At 42.0% G+C, this 16,041-nt stretch carries 17 protein-coding genes; 10 read left to right on the top strand and 7 right to left on the bottom strand.

Annotated elements, in window-relative coordinates; all coding sequences use genetic code 11:
• Nucleotides 1–9: 9 nt before the first annotated feature.
• From MB380_RS00080 to aat, 3 genes are all read left to right on the top strand, one after another.
• Entirely contained in the window at nt 10–507 is a 498-nt protein-coding gene (locus MB380_RS00080; protein WP_101724925.1) for a DUF2911 domain-containing protein, read from the top strand.
• Nucleotides 508–677: 170 nt separating this feature from the next.
• Nucleotides 678–1,685, top strand: a complete 1,008-nt coding sequence (locus MB380_RS00085; RefSeq protein ID WP_253531811.1) for a toxin-antitoxin system YwqK family antitoxin — start codon at nt 678–680, stop codon at nt 1,683–1,685.
• Nucleotides 1,686–1,756: 71 nt separating this feature from the next.
• A complete protein-coding gene (gene aat, locus MB380_RS00090; protein ID WP_253531813.1) occupies nt 1,757–2,395 on the top strand; it encodes a leucyl/phenylalanyl-tRNA--protein transferase in 639 nt (212 codons plus the stop codon).
• Here the strand turns inward: aat and MB380_RS00095 are convergent.
• The 6 genes from MB380_RS00095 to MB380_RS00120 all read right to left on the bottom strand — a co-directional run bounded on the left by MB380_RS00095 (nt 2,385) and on the right by MB380_RS00120 (nt 9,059).
• The gene (locus MB380_RS00095) at nt 2,385–3,665 is read right to left on the bottom strand and encodes a protein-disulfide reductase DsbD (RefSeq protein WP_253531814.1); all 1,281 of its coding nucleotides are present in this window, start codon (nt 3,663–3,665) and stop codon (nt 2,385–2,387) included. The genes aat and MB380_RS00095 overlap by 11 nt on opposite strands.
• A 190-nt stretch (nt 3,666–3,855) precedes the next feature.
• Entirely contained in the window at nt 3,856–4,299 is a 444-nt protein-coding gene (locus MB380_RS00100) for a peptidylprolyl isomerase (RefSeq protein ID WP_253531816.1), read from the bottom strand.
• 57 nt (nt 4,300–4,356) lie between these two features.
• Nucleotides 4,357–5,346 carry a GTP 3',8-cyclase MoaA gene (moaA, locus tag MB380_RS00105; protein ID WP_253531818.1) on the bottom strand — a complete coding sequence of 330 codons (990 nt, stop codon included), beginning with the start codon at nt 5,344–5,346 and terminating at the stop codon, nt 4,357–4,359.
• A 288-nt stretch (nt 5,347–5,634) separates the two neighbouring features.
• On the bottom strand, nt 5,635–5,877 hold the full coding sequence (atpC, locus tag MB380_RS00110; RefSeq protein WP_101724931.1) for an ATP synthase F1 subunit epsilon: 243 nt from the start codon (nt 5,875–5,877) through the stop codon (nt 5,635–5,637).
• 2 nt (nt 5,878–5,879) lie between these two features.
• On the bottom strand, nt 5,880–7,388 hold the full coding sequence (atpD, locus tag MB380_RS00115; RefSeq protein WP_253531820.1) for a F0F1 ATP synthase subunit beta: 1,509 nt from the start codon (nt 7,386–7,388) through the stop codon (nt 5,880–5,882).
• 321 nt (nt 7,389–7,709) lie between these two features.
• On the bottom strand, nt 7,710–9,059 hold the full coding sequence (locus MB380_RS00120; RefSeq protein ID WP_253531822.1) for a sugar porter family MFS transporter: 1,350 nt from the start codon (nt 9,057–9,059) through the stop codon (nt 7,710–7,712).
• A 133-nt stretch (nt 9,060–9,192) separates the two neighbouring features.
• On the opposite strand from MB380_RS00120, the gene recF reads away from it, so the two are divergent.
• From recF to pdhA, 3 genes are all read left to right on the top strand, one after another.
• Entirely contained in the window at nt 9,193–10,296 is a 1,104-nt protein-coding gene (recF, locus tag MB380_RS00125) for a DNA replication/repair protein RecF (RefSeq protein ID WP_253531824.1), read from the top strand.
• Nucleotides 10,297–10,470: 174 nt separating this feature from the next.
• Nucleotides 10,471–10,776, top strand: coding sequence for a 30S ribosomal protein S10 (gene rpsJ, locus MB380_RS00130; protein WP_101724935.1), 306 nt, complete (start codon nt 10,471–10,473; stop codon nt 10,774–10,776).
• A 212-nt stretch (nt 10,777–10,988) separates the two neighbouring features.
• Entirely contained in the window at nt 10,989–12,005 is a 1,017-nt protein-coding gene (gene pdhA, locus MB380_RS00135; protein ID WP_101724936.1) for a pyruvate dehydrogenase (acetyl-transferring) E1 component subunit alpha, read from the top strand.
• Between the two features lie 77 nt (nt 12,006–12,082).
• Here pdhA and MB380_RS00140 read toward each other — a convergent pair whose 3' ends face one another.
• Complete coding sequence (locus MB380_RS00140) at nt 12,083–12,790, bottom strand: SDR family oxidoreductase (RefSeq protein ID WP_253531838.1); 708 nt, start codon at nt 12,788–12,790, stop codon at nt 12,083–12,085.
• A 112-nt stretch (nt 12,791–12,902) separates the two neighbouring features.
• Between MB380_RS00140 and MB380_RS00145 the strand changes: the two genes are divergently transcribed.
• The 4 genes from MB380_RS00145 to MB380_RS00160 all read left to right on the top strand — a co-directional run bounded on the left by MB380_RS00145 (nt 12,903) and on the right by MB380_RS00160 (nt 16,018).
• Complete coding sequence (locus MB380_RS00145) at nt 12,903–13,634, top strand: ABC transporter permease (RefSeq protein ID WP_101724938.1); 732 nt, start codon at nt 12,903–12,905, stop codon at nt 13,632–13,634.
• A 61-nt stretch (nt 13,635–13,695) separates the two neighbouring features.
• Nucleotides 13,696–14,454 carry an ABC transporter ATP-binding protein gene (locus MB380_RS00150; protein WP_253531839.1) on the top strand — a complete coding sequence of 253 codons (759 nt, stop codon included), beginning with the start codon at nt 13,696–13,698 and terminating at the stop codon, nt 14,452–14,454.
• 3 nt (nt 14,455–14,457) lie between these two features.
• On the top strand, nt 14,458–15,300 hold the full coding sequence (locus MB380_RS00155; protein WP_253531841.1) for a helix-turn-helix transcriptional regulator: 843 nt from the start codon (nt 14,458–14,460) through the stop codon (nt 15,298–15,300).
• 82 nt (nt 15,301–15,382) lie between these two features.
• Complete coding sequence (locus MB380_RS00160) at nt 15,383–16,018, top strand: transposase (protein ID WP_253531843.1); 636 nt, start codon at nt 15,383–15,385, stop codon at nt 16,016–16,018.
• The last annotated feature ends 23 nt before the right edge of the window (nt 16,019–16,041 follow it).

Here is a 16,041-nt window from a genome sequence, read left to right on the forward strand (position 1 = left end):
TTATTAACCATGAAAAAATCAGTATTCTTATTATCTTTTTTGTTTAGTATCACCTCTCTTGTTTTTGCTCAGGAAAAAAGAGCCAGCCCACATGTTACGGCAGAAAGTAAAAATGTAAAAGTTACTTATGGCCAACCATCAAAAAAAGGACGTACCATTTTTGGCGGTCTTGAGAAATTCGGAACAATATGGAGAACAGGAGCAGATGAAGCAACCGAGATTACGTTTCATAAAAATGTAAAATTTGGAGGTAAACCAGTAAAAGCAGGAACATATACACTTTTTTCTAAATTAGGAGAAAAAGAGTGGACAATCATATTGAATAGTGAGTTGAAACAATGGGGTGCTTATGGCTACGACAAAATCAAAGACAAGAACGTAGTAGAAGTAACAGTACCCGTAAAAGCATTGTCGCAACCGGTAGAAAAGCTAACAATCACTACTGATGATAAGGTTTTAACCATCGCCTGGGATACCACTAGTGTTAGTGTTCCCATGGAGTTTTAGGGTTTAGGTAAGTGTAGTGATAAAAAGCAGAGGCATGTGCTTCTGCTTTTTTTTGTGTTTTGGTTGAACGCGTTAACAAACCTGTTAATTTTACTGTGGCCTTATTAGTGGCAATAAAATTTTTCTTTGAAGCATTCGTTTCTATAAAGAAGTATAAAAGTGTTTATAAAATGAGATTTCTACCCCTTATTATAGTTTGTGCCGGTATGCTTATGGGTCTTGACGCAGCAGCGCAGACACCCGGTGCTGTACCCACAGCAAAAAGGAGATCGGCAAAAGACATAATAAAAGATGCTGTTGAAATAAGCGGCCCTAAGGTTTCCGGAGGTGTATCCGGTTCGGCTGGAGCAACCTCTGCGTTGGGCACCCAGAGTGCAGCTTTACCAGCTGCCAATTTCAGTATCTCAAATGCTGAAGATGCCCGTAAACTAGCTACCGAAACCTTGCCAGACCTGGGCCTGAAAATATCTAAGGGTGTTAAAAAGCTTAAAAAAGAACTGAAAAGCTACAGAAGAGAGTTTAACGGCCGCGATTACGAAGGCATAAAAGTGAAGAAGCAGACCATCAGCCAGGGGAGTAGCAGCTCACCAACTTATATAGAGTTTTATACTTTGCAGGAATATAAACAGCCAGACAATTATAGCCGGCATTTGTATTGGTTTGACCACAAAGCCAATCGCATAGTGGAGGGTTTAGGTCGTGACAAAACCAAAAACGACCTCATGCACGGGCCTTACAAAAGATACCAGGGCGATTTACTGGTAGAAGAAGGCTGGTACTATATGGGTACAAAGCACGGCCGGTGGGAGTTGTATGACAAAAACAATAATCTGGTTAATAAAGAGTATTATGAAAGAGGGTTTGCCCGAGACGCCCGCATCAGTTACTATGATGGCTCGCAGCAGAAGATAAAAGAGGTAATACCAGTAAACTACAATAAAGTGAGCGGCGAGTATTTTCTTTTCAATGAAAACGGAACATTGGCTGAACAGGGAATGATGGATGATAGCGTGAAAGTAGGGCAGTGGGTAGAGTATTATCCAACGGGTAATCGTCGTAAAAAGGAAGTACAATATGGTAGAGACTGTTTCGATACGACGTTTGAATCTTACGTAATCAGAGAATATGACGAACGCGGCAAGGTAGTTTTTGAGTCGCCGAGGTTGAAAAAGAACTAGGCAAGAATGAAAGCGTTGTTGCTGGTTTCGATTTTGTTTCTATATTTGCTTAGTGTATTTCAAAAAACTCAATGAGTCCACTTTCTGCTGACGATCTTATTTATGGGTATATAAATGGTATTTTTCCGATGGCCGACTCCGACGGCACACTTTACTGGTATTCACCAGACCCTCGGGCCATTATTCCGATAGACACCTATAAACCCGCTAAATCGCTCAGGCCTTTTCTTAATAAGCAGATTTTTGAGATTCGTATCAACTACAATTTCAGGGCAGTAATGGTGGCTTGCTCTCAGCCGCGCCGGGATTCTGACGACACCTGGATTTCAGAAGAAATCATCAATGCCTATACAAACCTGCATCAGATGGGCTTTGCCCATAGTGTTGAAGCATATCTGGGTGAGCAACTGGTAGGGGGCGTATATGGCGTAGCGATAGGTGCTGCTTTTTTTGGTGAATCAATGTTTTATACCGAGCCAAATGCATCAAAGGTTGCTTTTCATGCCTTGATGGAGCTACTCAAAAAACAGGATTTCGAATTGCTTGACACACAGTTTATCAACGACAACGTGAAGCGTTTCGGCGCCATAGAAATCAGTAAGGCAGAATACATGCGAATGCTGAAAAGAGCCATTCGCCACAAGGCTAAATTTGTAGAGGCTGAAGTTGCACATTTGTTCAATGTGCAAACAGATGACCTTATTTCTTGAAATTGTTAATTCCTTCGTCTAAAAACTTAATGAAGTCTGCAGTAGAACTATAGCCTATCGGTTGTTTCACAATCAGTTTTCCGTTGGTGTCTTCAATTACATAATACGGCTGCGCATTGTTATTGTATTTCACAATTTCAAGATCCATATTTTTATCACCAATTGTTTCTTTCAGTTCCTCGTCATATTTAGAGGTATATTGTTTTTCTTTAGGCAGCGCCTTTTTATCGTCTACATATAAAGATGCTATCACAAACTCATTTTTTAGTCTTTCTAATACCTCCGGCTTTGGCCATACGTTTTCTTCCATCTTACGGCAGTTGGCGCAGGCATAGCCGGTAAAGTCAATAAACAGTGGTTTGTTTACTTCTTTGGCATAGGCTAGGGCATCGTCATAATCATAGAAGCCCTGTAAGTCATGCGGTAGGGCACGCAGCTTTGAACCATCAATAGGGGCAGTGTTTAACGTTTTAGGAGGCAAAAGGCCAGACAACAGGCTTAGTTCTTTTCCTTTTACAACACCAGGCACCATGTAGGCCGCAAATGCAAAAAACAGAATGGCAAAGCCCACACGCTGAAAACTATACTTGCCAACCTTGCTATCTTTAGGCAAGCGGATAACACCTAATATATAAAGGCCTATGGCAATGAAAATGATAATCCAGACAATAAGGAACAGATTGCGCGATATCAGATTGAAATGGTAGGTTAAATCAATATTCGACAGGAATTTCAAGGCCAGTGCAAATTCAAGAATACCGAAAACGGCCTTCATTTCGTTCATCCAGCCGCCAGACTTCGGCAGGCTTTTCAACCATTGCGGAAACAGCGCCAGAGAAGTAAAGACCAAACCGAAAGGTAAACCAAAAGCCAGCATACCCCACAAAGGGCGCCACACTTCGCCTTTGGCTGCAAGTATCAATAAAGAACCAACAAACGGAGCTGTACACGAGAAAGAAACCACCACTAGTGTTAAAGCCATAAAGAATATACCCAGCAAACCACCTTTTTCAGACATCCGGTCTATGTTGTTCACCATGCCGTGAGGCAATACAATTTCAAACGCCCCTAATAACGAAATGCCGAAAATAACAAATATGACAAAGAATATCAGATTTGGTACCCAGTGTGTGCTAATGAAATTCAGAAACGGGGCGCCAAATAGGGTAGCTACCAGGCCGATAATGGCAAATACAAACATGATAGATAAACCATAGAATGTGGCCTTACCAGTACCTTGCGACTGCTTGGTAAAAAAGCTGACGGTCATTGGCATTATTGGATATATACACGGCATGAATATTGATGCGAAACCTGCCAGAAAGGCGGTCAGTAGAAATCCAATCAATGTGTTACTTTCTTGCATAGGGTGTTTGTTGTTGGTACTTGCTTTGTATGGTAAACAAAAAACTGCCCGGAAATATTACAGAACGAGCAGTTTTTAACAAAAAATTTATAACTTAAGCTTCTGTTTCGGTAATGTTGATTTTCTGGATTTTATCTCCCTGGCGAATCGCATCAATTACTTCAAGGCCATCAACTACTTTGCCGAAGCAGGTATGGTTACGGTCAAGGTGTTGCGTGTTAGAACGGTTGTGGCAAATAAAGAATTGCGAACCGCCCGTGTTACGGCCTCTGTGCGCCATTGAAAGTACGCCTTTGTCGTGATACTGGTTATTACCGGTCAACTCGCATTGAATGGTATAACCGGGGCCACCTGCACCTGTGCCGGTTGGGTCACCGCCCTGAATCATGAAATCAGGAATAACACGGTGGAATTTCAGACCATCGTAAAATCCTTTCTTTGCAAGCGTTACAAAATTATTAACTGCAATAGGAGCATCTTCTTCGTAAAATTCGATAAGCATAGTACCCTTATCGGTAATCATTTCTGCCTTTAACATAATAGTTATCGTTACGGCGACCCGTTTAAAAAATTAATAATTATAAAACTGAATATTTTATCCTCCAATGGTGGTCATTGATTCAGACACCAGGCTTTTCCTGTTCTTTTCTGCTTCAAAGCCATCAGCAGCCCGCTTCTGTAGCACTTCACTGATTAATAACTTCATTTCACTGTCAGAAAGTTTCTGCCGCATCATATCTCGTACGTTAAAAACGCCATCGTCATACAGGCAGGTTTTAAATACCCCGGTAGGAGTTACCCTGATACGATTACAGGTGCCGCAAAAAGTACGGCTGAAAGCAGCAATAACACCAATGGATCCTTTAAAGTTCGGAATCCGGTAATTGTATGAGGTTGAGTTCGGTTCGTCAGCCATCCGGTATATGTCAGGATGTGCCAATCGGATTAAATCCATTATTTTTCCATAACTCCAGAAATCCTGAATCTGTTCAGGGCGCAGCCCGGCTCCATTAAAGGGCATTTCTTCAATAAACCTGACAGATACACTTTTGTTTCGTGCCAGCTCAACCATTGATAGAATATCCTCATCATTTTTGCCAGACATTACCACTGTATTAATTTTTACCGGAATCTCATGCTCCAGAAGAGCCTCCAGCGTCTGCCACACTTTAGTAAATTCGTCGCGGCGTGTAATTTCAAAAAACCGTTGGCGGTCAAGCGAGTCCAGGCTCAGATTAACCGAATTGACACCCAGTTTTTTTAGTTCAGGTACTAACGGAGCCGTTAGCACACCATTAGTAGTAATATTGATTTTATTGATTCCTTCAATCTCAGACAACTTCCATAGAAACGGCATAAGGTCTCTTCTCAGAAAAGGTTCACCACCTGTAATACGCACTTTACTGATGCCCATTTCTGCCAGAATACCCACCAGCCGTAGCATTTCTTCATAGCTCAACAAATGAGGTTTAGGCAGATACTGTATGCCTTCTTCAGGCATACAATAAAAGCAACGCAGGTTACAGCGGTCTGTAACTGCCAGCCTCAGATAATTGATAGGCCTGCCGTGGTTATCTATGAGCATATTGAAGAATTTGGTGAGTGAGTGATTTAGTGAATGTATGATTACACCACTCTACAGCTATTAACCCCAATCTTTAATAGAAAATAATTGTGCTAAATTTTACACATGCGTGTAATTTTGGCAACCAACACCTAAGATACGTATTCTCTGATTCCTGATGTGAGAATGACAAATCACGCAATTGCTCATTTACTAAATCACTAAACTTTCACGGTAAAAGTACTCACAATCTGCTAAAAAACAAAAGAGGCCTGGATGTCCAGGCCTCTTTCAAGCATATCTGAAAAATTAAGCTACTGCTTCAGCAAGTACCAGAATTTTGTTTTTTACTACTTCTACCACGCCACCATCTACCACAAATGTTTCTTTTTTACCATTTGCTTCGATCACCAAATCACCTTTGGCAAGTGTACTGACAAGCGGAGCATGGTCTTTCAAAACCTGAAAACGACCTTCGCTACCAGGGAAAGAAACAGCGTTTACTTCGCCAGTATATACTTTTTTATCGGGGGTAATTATTTCTAAGTTCATTGTTATTGTTTGTTCGCTTCTGCAATTAATCTTTCACCTTTCGCAACGGCATCTTCAATGGTTCCAACAAGGTTGAAAGCGGCTTCAGGAAGGTTGTCATAGGCGCCATCCATAATCTGGTTAAAGCCTTTGATGGTATCGTTGATATCAACCAATACCCCTTTTAAACCTGTAAACTGTTCAGCCACGAAGAACGGTTGTGACAAGAAACGTTGCACACGACGCGCACGAGATACAACCAGTTTGTCTTCTTCTGACAACTCTTCCAGACCAAGGATTGCGATGATATCCTGTAGTTCTTTATAACGTTGCAAAATGTTTTTTACACGTTGAGCAGTGTTGTAGTGCGCATCGCCCAATACAGCGGCAGAAAGAATACGTGAAGAAGAATCAAGAGGGTCTACCGCAGGATAGATACCTAGCTCGGCAATTTTACGGCTCAATACCGTGGTAGCATCCAAGTGGGTAAATGTTGTGGCAGGAGCAGGGTCAGTCAAGTCATCGGCAGGTACATAAACCGCTTGTACTGAAGTAATAGAACCACGTTTGGTTGAAGCAATACGCTCTTGCATATTACCCATCTCTGTTGCCAGAGTTGGCTGATAACCTACCGCTGAAGGCATACGACCCAAAAGTGCTGATACCTCAGAACCGGCCTGTGTAAAGCGGAAAATGTTATCAATAAAGAAAAGGATATCACGACCTTTGCCTTCGCCGTCGCCATCGCGGAAGTGCTCAGCAACAGTAAGACCAGACAAGGCAACACGTGCACGTGCTCCCGGAGGCTCGTTCATCTGACCGAAGATAAAGGTTGCCTGAGATTCTTTCAAGGCTTCTTTATCAACTACGCTCAGGTCCCAGCCACCTTCTTCCATTGAGTGTTTGAAAGCCTCACCGTATTTTACGATACCAGACTCAATCATCTCACGAAGAAGGTCATTTCCTTCACGGGTACGCTCACCTACACCGGCAAATACCGACAGACCGGCATAAGCTTTGGCAATATTGTTAATCAACTCCTGAATCAATACGGTTTTACCTACACCCGCACCACCAAACAAACCGATTTTACCACCTTTTACGTATGGAGCAAGCAGATCAATTACTTTAATACCAGTAAAAAGAACCTCAGTTGCTGTTGCTAATTCTTCAAATTTAGGTGCAGAACGGTGAATAGACATACCCGGAGTAGTAACCTGCTCCAAGCCGTCGATAGCCTCACCAACCACATTGAACAAACGACCTTTGATGGCATCGCCAGTTGGCATGGTAATCGGAGAACCCAGGTGCGTTACAGCCATACCACGTTGCAAACCTTCGGTTCCGTCCATTGCAATGGTACGTACGCGGTCTTCGCCAAGGTGTTGTTGTACTTCCAGGATTACTTTTTGACCATTCGCCTTTTCTACCGACAACGCATCAAGAATAGGGGGGATAAACGAACCTTTTCCCTCAAAACTCACGTCAACCACGGGTCCGATAATCTGTGAGATTTTACCAATATTAGCCATTTATGGAGTATTTTAAAATTTAGATAGTTTGAAAGCAAGATGTTGCGCGTAAAAACGATAACATCTCGTTTTGGGACGCAAAATTAATGCTTCTAGTTTTTAAAAGCAAAATCTTGGGCAATGATTTTGTATTTTTTTTAGATAACATACCGAATCCTAAATGGGTACACTTGCAAATTTAAAAAACGGTTCGTAGTAAAAATTCAATAATTTGTCTTGTTAAACCCCCCGGGAATCGGTCGCATTGCCCCAAAAACCATACCGGATAGGTCAGATTAAAGCGCAATTAAAATATAACGTAAAAAAGTTACAGGCGTATATTTACTTCCATTTATCTTCAATGTCTTCCAGGCTCATACCTTTGGTTTCAAAAACCACAAACTTGGCAAAAAGCAAGCCCAGCAGCACTACAATGGTATAAATACCAAATATGCCGCCATTGGTACCCAGCGAAGTAGCCGCCATAATAGGGAAGGTGTAAGCTACACAAAAGTCAAAAACCCAGTGATTAAAGCTACCCATACTTGATGCAAAGCCTCTGATTTTCAGTGGATAAATCTCGGAAATCAGCAGCCAGCCTAATGGCCCCAGGCTGATAGCAAAGAAAACAATATAAGTATAAATACCACCTACCAGCATGAATTGCTGCAAGCCTGCATCAAGCGAGTCTTTCATAAAAAAAGCCAGCCCTACCGTAGATAAGCAAATAGCCGTGCCTATAAGCCCTGTATAAAGTAATGGTTTACGCCCCCATTTATCAAGAAACATAATAGCAAACACGGTAGCTATTGAGTTGGTTACACCCACGCCCACTGTGGCCAGTGCTGCTGTGTTGCCCTCCGGAAATACGTTTTTGAAAATATCTGTCGAAAAATAAATGATAGCATTAATACCCGAAAACTGTTGTATAAAGAAAATACCCACCGCAATAAATAAAGGAATACGCAGGCGCTTGCTGAACAGCATTTTCCAGTCGGCTTTGTTATGTTTTTCGTTTTCTACTATTCTTTTGGTTTGGGTAAGCTCTTGTGTGGCCTGTTCAGGTTCGCGCAGGCGGTTCAGTACAGCCAGTGCCTCGGCGTCGCGGCCCTTGCTAATAAGCCAGCGTGGGCTTTCGGGCACAAAAAGCATGCCCAGAAACAAAATGGCAGCCGGCACAAACCCCGCCCAGAACATATTCCGCCAGCCGTCGGCCTGCTCGGCAAAAAAGAAACCCACCACATAAGATAACAATATACCCAGGGTAATAGCCAATTGAAAAAACGTTACCAGCTGGCCTCTCATGTGGGTAGGGGCAATCTCTGCCAGATACATAGGTACTGTTGAGGCCACAATACCTATGGCAAGCCCCAGAAATAAACGGCCGATAATGAGGAACAGAGTGCTTGGCGCCATGGCAGTAATAATAGAGCCAACTACGAAAATCAACGATGCCACGATGTTAATCTTTTTTCGGCCCAGTATGTCGGTCAGGGGGCCGCTGAGAAAAGGCCCCAGCATACCACCGGCCAGAACTGCGCTCACTATCCGGCTTTCTGTTTCAGGGCTTGGGTTAAATTGTGCCCGCAATGTGGGGAGAGCCACGTTAATAACACCGGTGTCAAAACCAAAAAGAAGCCCGCCGGTAGCGGCAACAGCAGCAATAAAATACAATAGTAGATTTTTGTTCATAAATAGATAGGTTAAATGCAACAACGCATACAAATAAACTAAATTTTCAGGAAATATCTGTAATTTCGTATTACAGATTGGTAAGTAGATACCCGTTTTGGGTAGTGAGGATATTGTTATCGAAGTCAGCAGAATGTTTTTAGAGAAAATCTATCTATCTAATTTTAAGAATTACGAAGAAGCCACATTTACTTTCTCGCCGCAGGTAAATTGTATAGTGGGTGAGAACGGGAGTGGGAAAACAAATCTGCTTGATGCTGTTTATTTTCTGGCACTGAGCAAAAGTGCCATGCACCACCAGGATGTGTTCAGCATTAATCATGATGCCGACTACATGATGATTGACGGTGTTTTTAGTAAAAACAGCCATACTCATCAGATTACCTGTACTATTCAGCGGGGGCAGCGTAAAATAATGATGTATGAAAAGAAACCCTACGAACGTATTGCCGACCACATAGGTCAGTTTCCGGTAGTATTGATTGCCCCGGATGATACCGAACTTATTAAAGAGGGCAGTGAAGAAAGACGAAGGTTTTTTGACGGGGTGCTGTCGCAGATGGATAGCGAATACCTGACTGACTACCAGCAGTATAACCGTATTCTTGAGCAAAGAAACAGCTTGTTGAAAATCTTTGCCGAGCGTAATTATATGGACCATGATTTACTGGATACCTACTCTGACCCACTAGTAAAACTGGCCGTTAGGCTTCATAAACAAAGGAAAGAGTTTATGGAAACTTTTCTGCCGGTGTTTAAAAAGCATTATGCCTTAATAAGTGAGGGTAGGGAAGAGGTAGAAATAGTGTATGAGTCTGAAGTAGCCGTTGATAATTTTACGCAGGAGTTCCGCCAGAATCGCCAGACGGACATAAGGGCGCAACGCACTACCAAAGGCATACATAAAGATGATTATGTTTTTGAGATAGACACTTACCCCATTAAGAAGTTTGGCTCGCAGGGGCAACAGAAATCTTTTGTAATGGCGCTACGGCTGGCGCAGTTTGAAATGATAGAGATACTGAAAGAGCTAAAGCCCATACTGCTGCTGGACGATATTTTTGATAAGCTAGACGACCGCCGGATTCACAGCCTGATAGAGAGCATTAATCATGGTATTTTCGGGCAGGTTTTTATTACGGATGCCCGGCCTGAACGAACCCGGAAAATTCTGGAACAGGTAAATGCCGAGGTAAAGTATTTCAGTATTGACAATCATAAAAATGTAGCCTCGTAAAGTTGGGTTAGGTGGTTTTGCTTCTATGTTTTTTATTAATTTTTCGCTTATAACTTTATAAGTACCAAGTTTTTACGTATTTTTGCACCCGCGTTGTAAAAAACGACGTTTTTTTATGCCCTTTCTGAAGCAAATGGTTCTTTCGGAGGGGTTCATCTTAAAATTTTTGAACCAATGTCACAAAAAATCAGAATCAAATTAAAGTCGTTTGACCACAACTTAGTGGACAAATCGGCAGAGAGAATTGTGAAGGCTGTAAAATCTACAGGAGCCGTTGTTAGCGGACCAATTCCGTTGCCTACTCGCAAAGAAATCTTCACTGTATTGCGTTCTCCGCACGTTAACAAAAAATCACGTGAGCAATTCCAGTTATGTACTTACAAACGTTTGATCGACATTTACTCGGCCAGCCCGAAAACTGTTGACGCGTTGATGAAACTGGAACTACCAAGTGGTGTTGACGTTGAGATTAAAGTATAGTTATCTCTTAGTTGATTGCGATAGGCCTCTGAGTTAACTCAGAGGCTTTTTTGTGTTTTATAAGACATGGGTTGACGGAGAATTAGGTGATAATTCCCCCCGGTTGGCTATTTAAATGAACAGATTATCTCAATATTTTTCGTCGATAATGATTTAATTCATAAATTTGCTTCGTCTAAGCAAAATGACGTTTAATTATAAAAGAATCAGAGATGGCAGCTACCAAAGAAAAAGCACCAAAAGTAAAGTATTCTAAAGAAACATATATGTATTGGTACGAGTCTATGTTTCTTCAAAGAAAATTTGAAGAAAAGGCCGGCCAGTTGTATGGGCAGCAAAAGATTCGTGGATTTTGTCATTTATATATAGGCCAGGAGGCTTGTTCTTCAGGAGCTGTTTCGGCATTAACCAAAGATGACAAATGGATTACCGCCTACAGAGACCACGGCCATCCGTTGGCGCTGGGTACTGACCCCAACAGAATTATGGCAGAGTTGTACGGAAAAGAAACCGGTACAACCAAAGGTAAAGGGGGCTCAATGCACATTTTTGATAAAGAAGTAAACTTTATTGGCGGGCATGGTATTGTAGGGGCGCAGATTCCGTTAGGTGCAGGTATAGCATTTGCCGAAAAATATAAAGGTACGCAAAACCTTTGTATGTGTTATTTTGGCGATGGCGCTGTGCGTCAGGGGGCGTTGCACGAGGCGTTCAACATGGCAATGACCTGGAAATTACCCGTAATATTTGTAGTTGAAAACAACGGCTATGCCATGGGTACGTCGGTAGAGCGTACCTCAAACGTAAGAGAACTATACACCATTGGTGAGGCGTATGATATGCCTGCAGAACCGGTAGACGCGATGGATGTTGAAATGGTACACGAAGCAGTAAAACGTGCTGCCGACCGCGCCAGAGCAGGAGAAGGCCCTACTTTCCTTGAGTTCAAAACCTATCGTTTCCGTGGTCACTCAATGTCAGACCCTCAGAAATACCGTACCAAGGATGAAGTGGAAGAATGGAAACGCCGCGACCCGTTAGAACTTTGCCGCGACCGTATCTTAACCAACGGTATAGCTACAGAAGCAGAATTGGAAGAAATAGATTTACGAGTGAAAGCGAAAGTAGAGGAGTCGGTAAAATTTGCAGAAGAATCGCCGTTCCCTAAAGCAGAAACCGCATTTGATGATATTTACGTACAATCTGATTATCCTTTCCTGAGAGAATAGTCTTTCTGAGTAATTTATAATAACAATAAAGCCGGCCCATTAAAAGCCGGCTTTATTGTTTCCTGTAAAAGTGTATTTTACAAATCGCCCTTTTGTGGGCGCAGTACAATTTCTTCAATCACAGCTCCGTCAGACAGGCTGTAGGCAGTCCAGACGGTCTTGGCTATATCAGCCGGTTGCATAAACCTTTCGGCTGGTATGTCTGCACCCGCCCAGCTGTCTGTTAGTACCGCACCAGGCATAATAGATGTTACTTTTACTTGATAGGGTTTCATTTCTTCGCGCAAGCCTTTGCTGAAACCCAGCAGGGCAAATTTTGAAATACTATAAGACCCACCTTTAGGGTAGGCCATCAGGCTGGCAACCGAACACATATTAAATATATACCCGCTTTTTTGGGCAATCATGCCTTTGATTAGTCCGCGGGTCAGGTAATACGCGCTGTAAAGGTTTGTTTCTATCAGGCTTTCAAGCACGCCATCCTGCTCTTCGTGGATATTCCCCGGAATAAAACTCCCTGCATTATTTACAAGCACATCTACCGGCCTGTTGAGCGACTGAATAAACCCCACCAGCCCCGCTACCTCTTGTTTTATGGCCAGGTCGGCGGCATAAATAAAACAGTTTACTTTATATTGGGTGGTTATATGGTTTTGCAGCTCTTTTAAATCAGCCTCTTTTCGGGCCGAGGCCAGTACATCAAAGCCGTTTTGGGCGAAGATTTCAATAATGGCCCGACCGATTCCGCGGCTACCGCCTGAAACTACTATCAGTTTTTTGCTCATGTTCAGCTCTTTTAATTGTTTTATGGTATGGCTCTGGTTTTTGAATATAAACTTTCTTATCTAAAATGCGTTATTAAACTATTCGTTATCTTTGCAAATATCGTTAAAAAGCATGTTAAGAACTGTAGGAGAATATTTAATATTTCTGGGGAAACTATTTAGCCGTAGAGAAACTTTCAAAGTTTACTGGAATCGGTTTATAGACGAGTGTCTGGCTATTGGTGTCAGTTCAGTTCTCATTGTTTCCATTGTGGCTGTATTTATTGGCGCCGTTACCTGCGTGCAGACAAGAGCCAACCTGGTAAGCCCTTTAATACCGGTATATGTAGTAAGTAATATTGTGCGCGACATGACCCTCCTGGAGCTCTCATCTACTTTTATGTGTGTGGTGCTTGCAGGTAAAATAGGGTCTAACATTGCTGGTGAGCTGGGAACCATGAAAATAACCGAGCAGATAGACGCACTGGAGGTAATGGGAATCAACTCTGCGTCTTACCTGGTGCTGCCTAAATTACTGGCTTCTATGTTTACGTTTCCGTTGTTGGCTATTCTTTCAGGTTTTCTGGGTATTCTGGGCGGCTACCTTGCCGGAACACTAACAGGCATTATTACCCCCGAAGATTATATCTATGGTATCAGATATTCGTTTGTTCCGTTCAATGTTTTTATTGCCATTATTAAAGCCTTTGTTTTTGGGTTTCTTATTTCTACCATCTCTGCTTTTAAAGGATATTACACCCGGGGCGGGGCTTTAGAAGTAGGGCAGGCAAGTACATCGGCCGTAACCAATAGTTGTATAGCTGTTTTAATTGCCGACTACCTGTTGGCTGAATTATTGACCTGATACCCGGCAAACCCGGTTTTTTCATTACTCTTCACAGCGTTCTTTTCAGGATTGAAATTATATGATAGAAATAAAAAACATTTCGAAGTCTTTCAACGACCGCAAGGTTTTAGATAATGTAAGTGGTGTTTTTAAAAAAGGAAAGATAAGTCTGGTTATCGGGGCAAGCGGTACAGGAAAAAGCGTATTGTTAAAATGTATGCTAGACCTGGTGCGGCCGGAAGGCGGCTTAACGCTTTATGATGGCCGTGATTTTTATCTGGGAGAAGAGGAAGACAAGAAGGATATCCGCCGCGAAATGGGCGTACTTTTTCAGGGTGGGGCGCTTTTTGATTCGCAAACCGTGCATCAGAACATACAGTTTCCTTTAGATATGCTTACCGAAATGCCGGAAGCAGAGAAAAAAGACCGGGTAGAGTTTTGTTTGCAAAGAGTAGGGCTGGAAGGAACAGGCAACCGCATGCCATCAGAGATATCGGGCGGGATGAAAAAAAGGGTAGGTATAGCCAGAGCCATTGTAATGAACCCGAAATACCTGTTTTGTGATGAGCCCAACTCTGGCCTTGACCCACTTACCTCAATCAAGATAGATGAGCTTATTCATGAAATAACTCAGGAATATAACACAACCACAGTTGTTATTACACACGATATGAACTCGGTTCTCTCGATAGGTGACTACATTATGTTTTTGTACCAAGGAAAAAAAATATGGGAGGGCAGCAGCCAGACCATTCTTGATGTGACTACCCCAGAACTGGAAGAGTTTGTTTTCTCTAATAAAGCCTTACAGAAAATGAGAGGTGATAACAAGAAATAGGCAATGCTCAGGGTACCGTCTTCCATAAGCGCCAATGAGTTTGAATTGCTCAAGATTCAGGAAATGACCTTCGTTGCTTATCGTAACAATGTCTATCCGTCGCGCAATGAGATTTTCTTTGAAGAACACGCCATTGTGTATGTGCTGGAAGGCGAAAAGAAATTTATTTCTCCCACACAAGACATCCACGTACAAAAAGGGCAGATTCTTTTCTTTCAACGGGGTTGCTACTCCATGAACGAGTCTATCGACAGCAACTACCGCAGCCTTGTTTTTTTCTTTCCCGAAAACCTGCTGAAAGAGTTTGTAGGGCAAAATCTTTCGCTCTTTGAAGATTCGCCCGACGGGGCATTTGAACAAATACTGAGCCTTGAAAGCAACGAGAACTTTGATAAGTTTGTCGATTCGCTCATCCCTTTTTTTAGTGCCCGTACCAATCTGCTCAATCAGTTTCTGAAACTGAAATTCAATGAGTTGATGTTACACCTGCTTGAATTGGACCAGACGGGTCAGTTCCAGTCAACACTCTTCAAAATTTATCAGGGTCAGAAAATAGACCTGGCCTATCTGCTCGAAAACTATTATCTTAAACCCCTTTCTATTAGTGAATTAGCGCGGATATCCGGCCGCAGTCTGTCGGTTTTCAAGCGTGATTTCGAACAACAATTTCATACCTCGCCTGCTGCCTGGATAAAAAACAGGCGCTTAGAATACGCCTCATTTCTTCTTCAAAATACCCCAAAGAACGTCTCCGAAATCAGCCTCGAAATTGGCTACGAGAGCGTTTCGCATTTCATTAAAGCCTACAAAGAAAAATACGGTTTTACGCCCAAGAAAAACCAATGAGCCAAAAACATTATTTTTTGGTCGTATTTCGTTAATCCGCATTGAGTTATTATACTCAAATTTGTATTGTTAAATTAGAGAAATGTCGTCAGATAAGTTTCAGAACAAATATCGTATTCCGTCTGCTCGGCACCCACATTGGGATTACGGGTCTAATGGAATCTATTTTATTACTGTTTGTACTAAAAATCGTCAGTATTTTCTGGGTGATTGTAAAGAAGGGATAATGAAATTATCTACGGCAGGGGCTATCGTACAAGGTTTTTGGCATGAAATCCCCAAACATTTTCCATTCGTTACCTTAGGTGATTTCGTTGTAATGCCCAATCATATTCATGGCATTTTGATTTTTGATAAGACTAATATTAATAGTGAATCCAATATTGAGGTAGAGACAGGGCATTGCCCTGTCTCTACACAGAACGGTGAATTATCAAATGATAAAACTCATGCCCAATTACGGTTCAGAAATCAGGGTAAAAATACAGTTTCATCAATTATTGGTTCTTATAAATCAATTTGCACAAAACATATTCACCCGATTGTACCTGATTTTGAATGGCAAAGCCGTTTCTGGGACAATATCATTAGAGACGATAAGGATTTTAACGCGATTAGCCAATATATTATCAATAACCCATTAACCTGGGAAAATGATAAGCTATTTGGAGAGCAAACAGAAAACTTAATAGACGAGTCAGGAAATCCTGACAAGTGAATCACAGAAATAAAACGCTTAAA

Origin of the sequence: Emticicia sp. 21SJ11W-3 (genome assembly GCF_024138715.1) — a bacterium.
Lineage (GTDB): Bacteria > Bacteroidota > Bacteroidia > Cytophagales > Spirosomataceae > Emticicia > Emticicia fluvialis.